Annotated in this window: 13 protein-coding genes; 9 read left to right on the plus strand and 4 right to left on the minus strand. The window is 50.1% G+C overall.

What is annotated here, in order from left to right; genetic code table 11:
* Nucleotides 1–275: 275 nt before the first annotated feature.
* The gene (gene holC / locus C0K55_RS07945; RefSeq protein WP_000786399.1) at nt 276–719 is read left to right on the plus strand and encodes a DNA polymerase III subunit chi; all 444 of its coding nucleotides are present in this window, start codon (nt 276–278) and stop codon (nt 717–719) included.
* A complete protein-coding gene (valS, locus tag C0K55_RS07950; protein ID WP_105266818.1) occupies nt 719–3,574 on the plus strand; it encodes a valine--tRNA ligase in 2,856 nt (951 codons plus the stop codon). The genes holC and valS overlap by 1 nt, the downstream gene beginning before the upstream one ends.
* A gap of 46 nt (nt 3,575–3,620) precedes the next feature.
* Here valS and C0K55_RS07955 read toward each other — a convergent pair whose 3' ends face one another.
* Complete coding sequence (locus C0K55_RS07955; protein WP_001014712.1) at nt 3,621–4,808, minus strand: YjgN family protein; 1,188 nt, start codon at nt 4,806–4,808, stop codon at nt 3,621–3,623.
* Between the two features lie 192 nt (nt 4,809–5,000).
* Here C0K55_RS07955 and C0K55_RS07960 point away from each other — a divergent pair, with 192 nt between their 5' ends.
* On the plus strand, nt 5,001–5,504 hold the full coding sequence (locus C0K55_RS07960) for a GNAT family N-acetyltransferase (protein WP_001468314.1): 504 nt from the start codon (nt 5,001–5,003) through the stop codon (nt 5,502–5,504).
* 45 nt (nt 5,505–5,549) lie between these two features.
* On the opposite strand, the gene rraB is transcribed toward C0K55_RS07960, so the two are convergent.
* Entirely contained in the window at nt 5,550–5,966 is a 417-nt protein-coding gene (gene rraB / locus C0K55_RS07965) for a ribonuclease E inhibitor RraB (protein WP_105266819.1), read from the minus strand.
* A 160-nt stretch (nt 5,967–6,126) separates the two neighbouring features.
* Here rraB and argF point away from each other — a divergent pair, with 160 nt between their 5' ends.
* A complete protein-coding gene (gene argF, locus C0K55_RS07970) occupies nt 6,127–7,131 on the plus strand; it encodes an ornithine carbamoyltransferase (protein ID WP_000012892.1) in 1,005 nt (334 codons plus the stop codon).
* Between the two features lie 45 nt (nt 7,132–7,176).
* Here the strand turns inward: argF and tabA are convergent, their stop codons facing one another.
* Nucleotides 7,177–7,629, minus strand: a complete 453-nt coding sequence (gene tabA, locus C0K55_RS07975) for a toxin-antitoxin biofilm protein TabA (RefSeq protein WP_105266820.1) — start codon at nt 7,627–7,629, stop codon at nt 7,177–7,179.
* 262 nt (nt 7,630–7,891) lie between these two features.
* Here tabA and pyrL point away from each other — a divergent pair, with 262 nt between their 5' ends.
* From pyrL to C0K55_RS08000, 5 genes are all read left to right on the plus strand, one after another.
* Nucleotides 7,892–8,026, plus strand: a complete 135-nt coding sequence (gene pyrL / locus C0K55_RS07980) for a pyr operon leader peptide (protein ID WP_032141493.1) — start codon at nt 7,892–7,894, stop codon at nt 8,024–8,026.
* A gap of 3 nt (nt 8,027–8,029) precedes the next feature.
* Nucleotides 8,030–8,965 carry an aspartate carbamoyltransferase gene (pyrB, locus tag C0K55_RS07985; protein WP_000013036.1) on the plus strand — a complete coding sequence of 312 codons (936 nt, stop codon included), beginning with the start codon at nt 8,030–8,032 and terminating at the stop codon, nt 8,963–8,965.
* A gap of 12 nt (nt 8,966–8,977) precedes the next feature.
* The gene (pyrI, locus tag C0K55_RS07990) at nt 8,978–9,439 is read left to right on the plus strand and encodes an aspartate carbamoyltransferase regulatory subunit (RefSeq protein WP_000148581.1); all 462 of its coding nucleotides are present in this window, start codon (nt 8,978–8,980) and stop codon (nt 9,437–9,439) included.
* A 72-nt stretch (nt 9,440–9,511) separates the two neighbouring features.
* Entirely contained in the window at nt 9,512–9,898 is a 387-nt protein-coding gene (locus tag C0K55_RS07995; protein WP_000047542.1) for an enamine/imine deaminase, read from the plus strand.
* 66 nt (nt 9,899–9,964) lie between these two features.
* The gene (locus C0K55_RS08000; protein ID WP_001029763.1) at nt 9,965–10,420 is read left to right on the plus strand and encodes a transposase; all 456 of its coding nucleotides are present in this window, start codon (nt 9,965–9,967) and stop codon (nt 10,418–10,420) included.
* Between the two features lie 44 nt (nt 10,421–10,464).
* Here the strand turns inward: C0K55_RS08000 and mgtA are convergent, their stop codons facing one another.
* On the minus strand, nt 10,465–13,161 hold the full coding sequence (mgtA, locus tag C0K55_RS08005) for a magnesium-translocating P-type ATPase (RefSeq protein ID WP_105266252.1): 2,697 nt from the start codon (nt 13,159–13,161) through the stop codon (nt 10,465–10,467).
* Nucleotides 13,162–13,209 lie beyond the last annotated feature (48 nt).

The raw sequence follows: 13,209 nt of genomic DNA on the forward strand, positions 1-13,209 counted from the left end.
TAAGACGCGACAGCGGCGCATCAGGCAATGTTGTTATTGTCGGATGCGGCGTGAACGCCTTATCCGACCTACACACAGCACCGAACTTGTAGGTCTGATAAGACGCGACAGCGGCGCATCAGGCAATGTTGTTATTGTCGGATGCGGCGTGAACGCCTTATCCGACCTACACACAGCACCGAACTTGTAGGCCTGATAAGACGCGACAGCGGCGCATCAGGCAATGCGGTGTATTACCTGATGCATATTTAAATCCACCACAAGAAGCCCCATATATGAAAAACGCAACGTTCTACCTTCTGGACAATGACACCACCGTTGATGGCTTAAGCGCCGTTGAGCAACTGGTGTGTGAAATTGCCGCAGAACGTTGGCGCAGCGGTAAGCGCGTGCTCATCGCCTGTGAAGATGAAAAACAGGCTTACCGACTGGACGAAGCCCTGTGGGCGCGTCCGGCAGAAAGTTTTGTTCCGCACAATTTAGCGGGAGAAGGACCGCGCGGCGGTGCGCCAGTGGAGATCGCCTGGCCGCAAAAACGTAGCAGCAGCCCGCGCGATATATTGATTAGTCTGCGAACAAGCTTTGCAGATTTTGCCACCGCTTTCACAGAAGTGGTAGACTTCGTCCCTTATGAAGATTCTCTGAAACAACTGGCGCGCGAACGCTATAAAGCCTACCGCGTGGCTGGTTTCAACCTGAATACGGCAACCTGGAAATAATGGAAAAGACATACAACCCACAAGATATCGAACAGCCGCTTTACGAGCACTGGGAAAAGCAGGGCTACTTTAAGCCTAATGGCGATGAAAGCCACGAAAGTTTCTGCATCATGATCCCGCCGCCGAACGTCACCGGCAGTTTGCATATGGGTCACGCCTTCCAGCAAACCATCATGGATACCATGATCCGCTATCAGCGCATGCAGGGTAAAAATACCCTGTGGCAGGTCGGTACTGACCACGCCGGGATCGCTACCCAGATGGTCGTTGAGCGCAAGATTGCCGCAGAAGAAGGTAAAACCCGTCACGACTATGGCCGCGAAGCCTTCATCGATAAAATCTGGGAATGGAAAGCGGAATCCGGCGGCACCATTACTCGTCAGATGCGTCGTCTCGGCAACTCCGTCGACTGGGAGCGTGAGCGCTTCACTATGGATGAAGGGCTTTCCAATGCGGTGAAAGAAGTTTTCGTTCGTCTGTATAAAGAAGACCTGATTTACCGTGGCAAACGCCTGGTCAACTGGGACCCGAAACTGCGCACCGCTATCTCTGACCTGGAAGTGGAAAACCGCGAATCGAAAGGTTCGATGTGGCACATCCGCTATCCGCTGGCTGACGGCGCGAAAACCGCAGACGGTAAAGATTATCTGGTCGTCGCGACCACCCGCCCGGAAACTCTGCTGGGCGATACCGGCGTCGCTGTTAACCCGGAAGATCCGCGTTACAAAGATCTGATTGGCAAATATGTCATTCTTCCGCTGGTGAACCGTCGTATTCCTATCGTTGGCGACGAACACGCCGACATGGAAAAAGGCACTGGCTGCGTGAAGATCACTCCGGCGCACGACTTTAACGACTATGAAGTAGGTAAACGCCACGCTCTGCCGATGATCAACATCCTGACCTTTGACGGTGATATCCGTGAAAGCGCCCAGGTGTTCGATACCAAAGGTAACGAATATGACGTTTATTCCAGCGAGATTCCGGCAGAATTCCAGAAACTGGAGCGTTTTGCTGCACGCAAAGCGATCGTTGCTGCCGTTGATGCCCTCGGCCTGCTGGAAGAGATTAAACCGCACGACCTGACTGTTCCTTACGGCGACCGTGGCGGCGTAGTTATCGAACCGATGCTGACCGACCAGTGGTATGTACGTGCCGATGTACTGGCGAAACCGGCAGTTGAAGCGGTTGAGAACGGCGACATTCAGTTCGTACCGAAGCAGTACGAAAACATGTACTTCTCCTGGATGCGTGATATTCAGGACTGGTGTATCTCTCGTCAACTGTGGTGGGGTCACCGCATTCCGGCATGGTACGACGACGCGGGTAATGTTTATGTTGGCCGCAACGAAGATGAAGTGCGCAAGGAAAATAACCTTGCCGCCGACGTCGCTCTGCGTCAGGACGAAGACGTTCTCGATACCTGGTTCTCCTCTGCGCTGTGGACCTTCTCTACTCTTGGCTGGCCGGAAAACACCGACGCCCTGCGTCAGTTCCACCCGACCAGTGTGATGGTATCTGGCTTCGACATCATCTTCTTCTGGATTGCCCGCATGATCATGATGACCATGCATTTCATCAAAGATGAAAATGGCAAGCCGCAGGTGCCGTTCCACACCGTTTACATGACCGGTCTGATTCGTGATGACGAAGGCCAGAAGATGTCCAAATCCAAGGGTAACGTGATTGACCCGCTGGATATGGTCGACGGTATTTCGCTGCCAGAACTGCTGGAAAAACGTACCGGCAATATGATGCAGCCACAACTGGCGGATAAAATCCGTAAGCGCACCGAGAAGCAGTTCCCGAACGGTATTGAGCCGCACGGTACTGACGCCCTGCGCTTCACCCTGGCGGCGCTGGCTTCTACCGGTCGTGACATCAACTGGGATATGAAGCGTCTGGAAGGTTACCGTAACTTCTGTAACAAACTGTGGAACGCCAGCCGCTTTGTGCTGATGAACACTGAAGGTCAGGATTGCGGCTTTAACGGCGGCGAAATGACCCTGTCACTGGCAGACCGCTGGATCCTGGCGGAGTTCAACCAGACCATCAAAGCGTACCGCGAAGCGCTGGATAGCTTCCGCTTCGATATCGCCGCAGGCATTTTGTATGAGTTCACCTGGAACCAGTTCTGCGACTGGTATCTGGAGCTGACCAAGCCGGTAATGAACGGTGGAACTGAAGCCGAACTGCGTGGTACTCGCCATACGCTGGTGACCGTGCTGGAAGGTCTGCTGCGCCTCGCGCATCCGATCATTCCGTTCATCACCGAAACCATCTGGCAGCGTGTGAAAGTACTGTGCGGCATCACTGCCGACACCATCATGCTGCAACCGTTCCCGCAGTACGATGCGTCTCAGGTTGATGAGGCGGCGCTGGCTGACACCGAGTGGCTGAAACAGGCGATCATTGCGGTGCGTAACATCCGCGCGGAAATGAACATCGCACCGGGCAAACCGCTGGAGCTTCTGCTGCGTGGTTGCAGTGCGGATGCAGAGCGTCGCGTAAATGAAAACCGTGGCTTCCTGCAAACACTGGCGCGTCTGGAAAGCATCACTGTGCTGCCTGCCGATGACAAAGGTCCGGTTTCCGTTACTAAGATCGTCGACGGTGCTGAGCTGCTGATCCCGATGGCTGGCCTCATCAATAAAGAAGATGAGCTGGCGCGTCTGGCAAAAGAAGTGGCGAAGATCGAAGGCGAAATCAGCCGCATCGAGAACAAGCTGGCGAACGAAGGCTTTGTATCCCGCGCACCGGAAGCGGTTATCGCGAAAGAGCGTGAGAAGCTGGAAGGTTATGCGGAAGCGAAAGCGAAACTGATTGAACAGCAGGCGGTTATCGCCGCGCTGTAATACCCACCGTGAAAACGAAGGCCGGAGCATGCTCCGGCCTTTTTATTTAGATAAACGGAACATACGGCATAATACCGCGAGATATCCACATTAACGGCCCGCTATCCTGCGGTTTGTCATCATTGGTTAATTCCAGCGAATCAAGGTCACCCTGAACATGGGTATTATTGGCAATCCAGCCAACCATCCACATTTTCAGCCAGGGATAAGCCAGTCCACAGGTGATTGAAGCCCCCATTAATATCGCAAACATGCGCAGAAGCATACCGAAGGTGGTAACAGACGAATGGAAATGAATTGTTCCATTTGCCAGTGTCAGATTATTCAGAAACAGACCGCGTAACGTTGCATAGAGATAACTGGCAAAAACAAGAATCGCCACAAAATACAGGAAATAGGAAGCCATAATCTGCGGGTAATATTGCAATATAAGATCACTACCCGCACCAGCCCGCCCTAACATAGTCATCATCATTAATTGCTGAAATACTGGCGCAATCATAATACCAATGACAATGATGAAAGGAACCATGGTTAATATTGCGAGCATACATCCTTTAATGCATTCTTTTACGTTTACCTTAATAGAGAACTGATGAGTGCCAAAGGTCGCGTTATTACCCAGCAACGGCATCCATTTGCTATAGGTAATACCGTGGACAACACCCAATCCGACGGCTGAAAGTAAACTTAACACCACTAAATTAAAGACTAATCCTCCTATTGATGTCATAACTTGCGCAATAAGGTATAGCGCTAACCAAAAAGCTAACGCCAACAGAACAGGCAGACCTAACATCACCCACCATGCACGGAGCATGGAGCAGTTAAAGCCAAAGCGAATACCATTCAGTGAGGTCATGTTCGCCTGATATTGCAGACTCTTCACTGCCATGCAAGGAATACCGCAGATCAAGAGGGCAAACAGGAAAAAACCAAGCACAAAGTGTTGGCCTGAAAAACAAAAAATACTGAAAAAATAAACGATCATAATAAGTAACATGCTAACAAAAATGGCACCACCTGTTCCCTTATAACTAAATGGTTGCCCCTTGAGTGTCACATGTTGATAAATATAACGACGGCATTTCACTAATGCCCACGGCCCATATATTCCCAGCGTAATAATTGTCAGTAAAAAATTCACAAGACAAATAAGAAAATACTCACCACCCTTGCCTGTAAAAACAAATGCGTGACGAGGATTATCTTTCCCGACGTTTACACCATTCATGAACTATATCCCTAAAATAAATTCCATTCATACAGATAATAAATCCAGTACAATAATACTGGTACGCCTAGAATACGCCTTCTCAAAGAGATATATGCTTAATATTTTCTGATTTATCTTCTTCTTGCACCGCATAAGCGAGGGTGGTATTAAAGTGAGCTATAAATCATACATTTGAAATTGAGCTATGCTATGAATGTTGTCGCTTCTCCCGCGCTCCGTTTGCGCAAACTTACCGCCACCGATAATCCTGCTATTGCCAGCGTCATCCGCCAGGTGTCCGCAGAGTACGGTCTGACCGCTGATAAAGGCTATACCGTTGCCGATCCCAATCTCGACGAGCTGTATCAAATGTATAGTCAGCCTGGCCATGCGTATTGGGTGGTTGAATACCACGGCGAAGTGGTCGGCGGCGGCGGAATTGCACCATTAACCGGGAGTGAGTCAGACATTTGCGAATTACAAAAAATGTATTTTCTTCCTGCTATTCGCGGCAAAGGGCTGGCAAAAAAACTGGCCTTAATGGCGATGGAGCAGGCGCGAGAAATGGGCTTCAAACGCTGCTATCTGGAAACAACCGCTTTTTTGAAAGAAGCGATTGGTTTGTATGAACATTTAGGTTTTCAACATATCGACTATGCGCTTGGCTGCACGGGCCATGTCGATTGTGAAGTGCGGATGCTGCGCGAACTGTAAAAAAATGCCCGCTAGTGTGTGCTATCGGGCATTTTAATCAATTAATTAATGGCGAACACCGTCATCATCTTCGTCGACAAAATCTTCATCGTCGCCTTCTTCACCGTTAGGATCTTCAAAGTAAGTACCCCAACCGTCGTATTCAACGTCGAATTTCTCTGCCAGGTTCATCAATTGCTCAACCTGAGCATCGATCAGCTCGGCATTCAACGCGCATTCGCTGATGATGTCACAGCAAATCACGATATCACCCTCTTCCACTTCCAGCTCTTCTGGATCGGTCACTTCATAGCCGAGTTTAAATGCTTCAACCGCCGCTTTTTCCAGGGTTTCCAGATCGTCTGCGGAAAGGTGATGCTCGATGGTGTACAGCGCGTCTGGATCGCTACCATCTTCCAGTAATTCTTCAATAATCAAACGCGTTTCTTCACGCTGTTCTTCCAGTTGTTCCGGGTTTGCCATGGCTTATTCCTCTTAATGTCCTGCCGATACTCTTATTGTCACACACCACTGACATTGCCTCCACCTTTGTGATAAAGATTTATGCCCCAGGCTTGCAAATGAATATTCATACATATAAATTGAATTTTAATTCATTAGGCGTTAGCCGCAGGAGGGATCTATGTCCGGGTTTTATCATAAGCATTTCCTGAAATTACTCGATTTCACACCCGCTGAAATCAACAGCCTGCTTCAGTTAGCCGCGAAGCTGAAAGCCGATAAGAAAAACGGTACTGAAGAAGCCAGACTCACGGGTAAAAACATCGCGCTCATCTTCGAAAAAGACTCGACACGTACCCGATGCTCTTTCGAAGTTGCCGCATATGACCAGGGCGCTCGCGTCACTTATCTCGGCCCCAGCGGCAGCCAGATTGGTCATAAAGAGTCGATTAAAGATACTGCCCGCGTGCTTGGACGCATGTATGACGGTATTCAGTATCGCGGCTATGGTCAGGAGATCGTCGAAACGCTGGCAGAATACGCTGGCGTGCCGGTCTGGAACGGGCTGACCAATGAATTCCATCCAACGCAGTTGCTGGCAGATCTGCTGACCATGCAAGAATATTTACCGGGTAAAGCGTTCAATGAAATGACGCTGGTCTACGCCGGAGATGCCCGCAACAACATGGGCAATTCGATGCTGGAAGCTGCTGCGCTGACTGGCCTGGATTTACGCCTGGTGGCACCGCAGGCGTGCTGGCCAGAAGCCTCGCTGGTTGCGGAATGTCGCGCGCTGGCACAACAGAACGGCGGGAATATTACACTGACAGAAGATATCGCGGCAGGCGTTAAAGGCGCAGACTTTATCTATACCGATGTGTGGGTGTCGATGGGGGAAGCGAAAGAGAAATGGGCAGAACGTATTGCACTGCTGCGTGATTATCAGGTAAACAGCAAAATGATGCAGTTGACGGGTAATCCCGAAGTCAAATTCCTGCACTGTCTGCCCGCATTTCATGACGATCAAACCACGCTTGGCAAGAAAATGGCAGAAGAATTTGGCCTGCATGGTGGGATGGAAGTGACGGATGAGGTCTTCGAATCTGCCGCCAGCATTGTTTTTGATCAGGCGGAAAACCGTATGCATACCATCAAAGCAGTGATGGTCGCGACGCTTGCCAAATAACACCAGTACCGGAGGCGGCGTAACGTCGCCACCGGTATAATCCGCTTATACCATCTGCATCTTCACAACCGCTTTGCGAACCCTGGCTGGCTCGCCCACTGCGCACAGTGGCTTGTGCAATTCACCCGGATAGAACACGACAAAGTCCCCTTCATTGAGGATGACGGTCTTCTCTTCAACGCCTTCCGGCAAAAAGGCGATGTCTTTATCTGCTAACCAGTCAGTATCCGGTGTACCCGCAGGTTGCGTGCTAAAGGTCATGCCCTCCTGCCCTTTTAACACAATTTGAATGTCGAGATAGCGAGCATGATACTCTGCGCGACGCGCTTCATACGGCTCGGTCATATCTTCAGAGATAAGATAAAACAGACGGTTGCCTTCGATATCGTGCTTACCCTTTGGCGTTTCTGCCGTAACGTGCGCTTTAATATGCTCAATAGCCTGGCGTAACTCTTCCGGCAACCATTGCTGGAGATTATGAATATTTCCGATGATCATTTCTTTCCTTTCCTCAATTAAAACATTGTTTCATTTCTCTTGTTATACGTAATTCCTTATAGCCATACCAGTATTTTTTGCCGCCTGATTGCGCCAGCGCATATTTTCCTGCCCGTTCCCGCGCCATCCCACCCTATGTTATAAATTCAAATTTAAAGCATATAAATTCACAACAATCGTTTACCTGGGGAATTTTTTGCATTAATCGCTTGATCCCACTTTCTGGCTGAGTATAATGCCGGACAATTTGCCGGGAGGATGTATGGTTCAGTGTGTTCGACATTTTGTCTTACCGCGTCTGAAAAAAGACGCTGGCCTGCCGTTTTTCTTCCCGTTGATCACCTATTCCCAGCCCCTCAATCGAGGGGCTTTTTTTTGCCCAGGCGTCAGGAGATAAAAGATGGCTAATCCGCTATATCAAAAACATATCATTTCCATAAACGACCTTAGTCGCGATGACCTTAATCTGGTGCTGGCGACAGCGGCGAAACTGAAAGCAAACCCGCAACCAGAGTTGTTGAAACATAAAGTGATTGCCAGTTGCTTCTTCGAAGCATCAACCCGCACCCGCCTCTCTTTCGAAACCTCGATGCACCGCCTGGGTGCCAGCGTGGTGGGATTCTCCGACAGCGCCAACACGTCATTGGGTAAAAAAGGGGAAACGCTGGCCGATACCATTTCGGTTATTAGTACCTATGTCGATGCGATTGTGATGCGCCACCCGCAGGAAGGTGCGGCACGCCTGGCCACCGAGTTTTCCGGCAATGTACCGGTACTGAATGCCGGTGATGGTTCCAACCAACATCCGACGCAAACCTTGCTGGATCTGTTCACGATTAAGGAAACTCAGGGGCGTCTGGACAATCTCCACGTCGCAATGGTCGGTGACCTGAAATATGGCCGTACCGTGCACTCTCTGACCCAGGCGCTGGCAAAATTCGACGGCAACCGTTTTTACTTCATCGCCCCGGATGCGTTGGCAATGCCGCAATACATTCTGGATATGCTCGATGAAAAAGGTATCGCCTGGAGTCTGCATAGCGCCATCGAAGAAGTGATGGCGGAAGTGGATATTCTGTATATGACCCGCGTGCAAAAAGAGCGCCTGGATCCGTCTGAATACGCCAACGTGAAAGCGCAGTTTGTCCTGCGCGCCAGCGATCTCCACAACGCCAAAGCCAATATGAAAGTGCTGCATCCGCTGCCGCGCGTTGATGAGATTGCGACAGATGTTGATAAAACGCCGCACGCCTGGTACTTCCAGCAGGCAGGTAACGGAATTTTCGCTCGCCAGGCGTTACTGGCACTGGTTCTGAATCGCGATCTGGTACTGTAAGGGGAAATAGAGATGACACACGATAATAAATTGCAGGTTGAAGCTATTAAACGCGGCACGGTAATTGACCATATCCCCGCCCAGATCGGTTTTAAGCTGTTGAGTCTGTTCAAGCTGACCGAAACGGATCAGCGCATCACCATTGGTCTGAACCTGCCTTCTGGCGAGATGGGGCGCAAGGATCTGATCAAAATCGAAAATACCTTTTTGAGTGAAGATCAGGTAGACCAACTGGCATTGTATGCACCGCAAGCCACGGTAAACCGTATCGACAACTATGAAGTGGTTGGCAAATCGCGCCCCAGCCTGCCGGAGCGCATCGACAATGTGCTGGTCTGCCCGAACAGCAACTGTATCAGCCATGCCGAACCGGTTTCTTCCAGCTTTGCAGTGAGAAAACGCGCCAATGATATCGCGCTCAAATGCAAATACTGCGAAAAAGAGTTTTCCCATAATGTGGTGCTGGCCAATTAATTGCGGTTGGTAATAAAAGTCTGGCTCCCTATAATGAGCCAGACTTTTTACCGCTGTAATAAAGGAGAAATCATGAGCAAAACTATCGCGACGGAAAATGCACCCGCAGCTATCGGTCCGTATGTTCAGGGCGTTGATCTGGGCAGTATGATCATCACCTCCGGTCAGATCCCGGTAAACCCGAAAACGGGCGAAGTTCCGGCAGACGTAGCCGCACAGGCGCGTCAGTCTCTGGATAACGTAAAAGCGATCGTGGAAGCGGCTGGCCTGAAAGTGGGCGATATCGTTAAAACCACCGTTTTTGTGAAAGATCTGAACGACTTCGCAACCGTAAATGCCACTTACGAAGCGTTCTTCACCGAGCACAATGCCACCTTCCCGGCACGTTCTTGCGTTGAAGTTGCCCGTCTGCCGAAAGACGTGAAGATTGAGATCGAAGCGATCGCTGTTCGTCGCTAATCTCTTTCAAAAAGATAATCCAGGTTTCGCGCCTGGATTATCTGATTCAACCACGGAGGGTTGAAGATGGCTAAAGCCCGTTTCACTGATGAACAAATTGCTGAAATTTTACAACAGTCAAAAAAGGGTGCACCTAATAAGGATTTATGTGAACACTATCAATTTAGTGTTAGTACGCTGCGGCGCTGGCAAGAACAGCACGCAGAAGGCGTAAGAAGTGAATTAAAAAAAATAGAATCCAAAGCGCAAATCGTCTTTCTGCTTTTCTTTGCTGTCTCCATTATACTCACGCTTATATTTGGCAAGCCTACAGGTGGATGGGTAATACCGCCTTTATTACTTTATTGTGTTTATTATATCCGCCTGTATCGCAACATCTCCTCCAGACACATTAAAAAAGAAGACATCTGTCTCTCTCGTTCGGTAAATAAAAGCTATAGCGCCCTTTATAATTTGAGCTGGACGTTTATTTGTTTTTTTATTTTTGCAGTAATCTATTTTTTTGTGCAGATTTTTTCGTAGGTGACTGACCTGAAAGAATATTTCAGGTCAGTCTCATCACTGACTTACTGCCAGCCGTAACGACGGCTATAGAACCCTTTCACCAGTTGCGTTAATGTCATATACCCTGCCAGAATCGCAATTAGCCACGGGAAATAGCTTAATGGCAACGCCTGCAGTTGCAGATAACTGGCCAGCGGCGAGAACGGCAATGCGATCCCCACAACCATCACGATCACGGTCATGATCATTAACGGCCACGATGCGCGGCTCTGAATAAACGGCACACGGCGGGTGCGGATCATATGTACAATCAGCGTTTGCGACAGTAACCCCACCACAAACCAGCCCGACTGGAACAGCGTTTGCGTTTCCGGTGTGTTGGCATGGAATACCCACCACATCAGGCAAAACGTCAGAATATCGAAGATCGAACTGATCGGTCCGAAGAAGATCATAAAGCGCCCCAGATCCGCCGGATTCCAGCGCTGCGGCTTTTGAATTTGCTCGTCGTCGACATTATCAAACGGGATCGCCACCTGTGACACATCGTACAGCAGGTTCTGAATAAGCAAGTGTAACGGCAACATCGGCAGGAAAGGCAAGAAAGCACTCGCCACCAGCACGCTGAACACATTACCGAAGTTAGAACTCGCCGTCATTTTGATGTATTTCAGCATGTTGGCGAAAGTGCGACGTCCCTCAATAACCCCCTCTTCCAGCACCATCAGGCTTTTTTCCAGCAGGATGATATCAGCCGCTTCACGAGCAATATCTACCGCGCCGTCCACGGAAATTCCAATATCCGCAGCGCGTAAGGCGGGCGCATCATTTATTCCATCGCCCATAAAGCCAACCACATGCCCTTCACGCCTCAGTAAGGTCACAATGCGTTCTTTATGCATCGGCGTCAGGCGCGCGAACAGCGTGGTACGTTGCGCGAGATTTGCCAATTCGTCATCAGTTAGCGTTTCAATATCACTACCAGTAACCACTTCTCCCGCGTCCAGCCCCACTTCATGGCACACTTTCGCCGCCACTAACTCACTGTCGCCAGTAAGGATCTTCACGGTAATTCCACTGGCTTTTAACGCCCGCAGAGCCGGAGCCGTTGTCTCTTTTGGCGGATCAAGAAAAGCGATATATCCTTCGAGGATCAGATCGGATTCATCAATCCGCTGGTAATCTCCTTCACGCGCTGGCAGGTATTTCGTCGCCACCGCAACCACGCGCAGCCCCTGACGGTTCAGCGTATCAGTAACCCGTTTAATCTTGCGTAACATGGTGTCATCAAGCGGGACAATCTCGCCATTGTGACGCACTTGCGAACACACATTGAGGATCTCCTGCAATGCGCCTTTGCAGACCAGTTGATGGTGTTCGGCATTTTCTGCCACTACTACCGACATCCGGCGGCGCTCGAAATCGAACGGAATTTCATCCACTTTCTGCCAACGACAGGCCAACAGACGGGCAGACTCTTCATCGATGCCTTCCAGCACCGCCGTATCGAGCAGGTTTTTAAGCCCGGTCTGGTAATGGCTGTTCAACCACGCACTATGTAGCACCCGCTCGCTGGTTTTACCGGAGATATCGGTATGATTCTCCAGCACAATTTTATCTTGCGTCAGGGTGCCTGTTTTATCAGTGCACAGAATATCCATAGCGCCAAAGTTCTGAATGGCATCCAGATGTTTGACGATCACTTTCTGTTTCGACAGCTTGACTGCGCCACGTGCCAGCGTCGAAGTGACAATCATCGGCAACATTTCCGGCGTTAAGCCTACCGCAACCGAAAGCGCGAACAGCGCTGCTTCCCACCAGTCACCTTTGGTGTAACCGTTGATGAGCAGCACCACCGGCGTCATCACCAGCATAAAGCGAATCAACAATATGCTGACGCGGCTGATCCCTTGTTGAAAGGCGTTCGGCTCGTTTTCCTGCTCGCTGACACGCCCCGCCAGTTGACCAAACCAGGTATTGGCACCTGTGGCAATCACCATTGCTTGTGCCGTGCCGCTCACCACGGTGGTGCCCATAAAACACAAAGTGTCGCACTCCAGCGGATTACAGTGCTCTGACTGGCGGGTAGTTGCTGCTTTTTCAACAGGCAGAGACTCACCGGTTAATGACGCCTGAGCGATGAACAGATCGCGCGCCTGCAAAATACGTAAATCGGCCGGGATCATATCCCCCGCCGCCAGTTTAATAATATCGCCAGGCACTAACTGGTCGATTGGGATCTCCAGCCAGCCATTTTCCCCTTTGTCGTTAATTACACGCAGCACCGTCGCGGTATTGCTGACCATCGCTTTCAGGGCATCTGCCGCTTTAGTGGAACGCGCTTCCTGAATAAAGTTCAGCAGCGTGGAAATAGCCACCATTAACGCGATCACACCTGCAGCAAATAAATCCTCCGTGGCATAAGAAATACCGCCGAGAATGGTGAGCAATATATTAAAGGGGTTGCGATAACAGACCCACAAATGTACCCACCACGGAGACGGTTGTTGCGCAGGTAATTTATTTTCACCATGTTGTTCGCGGGCTAATTCCACTTCCGCCTGATTTAACCCTTCCGGATGGGTGTCGAAGGTTTTCCATAATTCCTCTTCTGGCATTACCGCCATTTTCAGGCAATGCGCACTTAAGGAAGGGGGGATCGGAATATTCGCTGTCTGTTGCGCGCCAGGCAACGGATCGCGATGAACCAGACGAGAAGGTAAATGGCGAATGAGCCGGGTAAAAATTTCTTTAAACATAGGAAGTCCCTCCGCACCCTGTAAGCATGGTGCAGAAAATATCTTCAG

The sequence above is a fragment of the Escherichia sp. MOD1-EC6098 genome (assembly GCF_002965865.1).
GTDB classification, from domain to species: Bacteria; Pseudomonadota; Gammaproteobacteria; order Enterobacterales; family Enterobacteriaceae; genus Escherichia; species Escherichia marmotae.

Coding starts and splice junctions, on each gene's coding strand:
- pyrB (WP_000013036.1), top strand. CDS start 8,030: ATGGCTAATCCGCTATATCAAAAACATATCATTTCCATAAACGACCTT.
- tabA (WP_105266820.1), bottom strand. CDS start 7,629: ATGATCATCGGAAATATTCATAATCTCCAGCAATGGTTGCCGGAAGAG.
- rraB (WP_105266819.1), bottom strand. CDS start 5,966: ATGGCAAACCCGGAACAACTGGAAGAACAGCGTGAAGAAACGCGTTTG.
- valS (WP_105266818.1), top strand. CDS start 719: ATGGAAAAGACATACAACCCACAAGATATCGAACAGCCGCTTTACGAG.
- pyrI (WP_000148581.1), top strand. CDS start 8,978: ATGACACACGATAATAAATTGCAGGTTGAAGCTATTAAACGCGGCACG.
- C0K55_RS08000 (WP_001029763.1), top strand. CDS start 9,965: ATGGCTAAAGCCCGTTTCACTGATGAACAAATTGCTGAAATTTTACAA.
- mgtA (WP_105266252.1), bottom strand. CDS start 13,161: ATGTTTAAAGAAATTTTTACCCGGCTCATTCGCCATTTACCTTCTCGT.
- pyrL (WP_032141493.1), top strand. CDS start 7,892: ATGGTTCAGTGTGTTCGACATTTTGTCTTACCGCGTCTGAAAAAAGAC.
- C0K55_RS07960 (WP_001468314.1), top strand. CDS start 5,001: ATGAATGTTGTCGCTTCTCCCGCGCTCCGTTTGCGCAAACTTACCGCC.
- C0K55_RS07955 (WP_001014712.1), bottom strand. CDS start 4,808: ATGAATGGTGTAAACGTCGGGAAAGATAATCCTCGTCACGCATTTGTT.
- argF (WP_000012892.1), top strand. CDS start 6,127: ATGTCCGGGTTTTATCATAAGCATTTCCTGAAATTACTCGATTTCACA.
- C0K55_RS07995 (WP_000047542.1), top strand. CDS start 9,512: ATGAGCAAAACTATCGCGACGGAAAATGCACCCGCAGCTATCGGTCCG.
- holC (WP_000786399.1), top strand. CDS start 276: ATGAAAAACGCAACGTTCTACCTTCTGGACAATGACACCACCGTTGAT.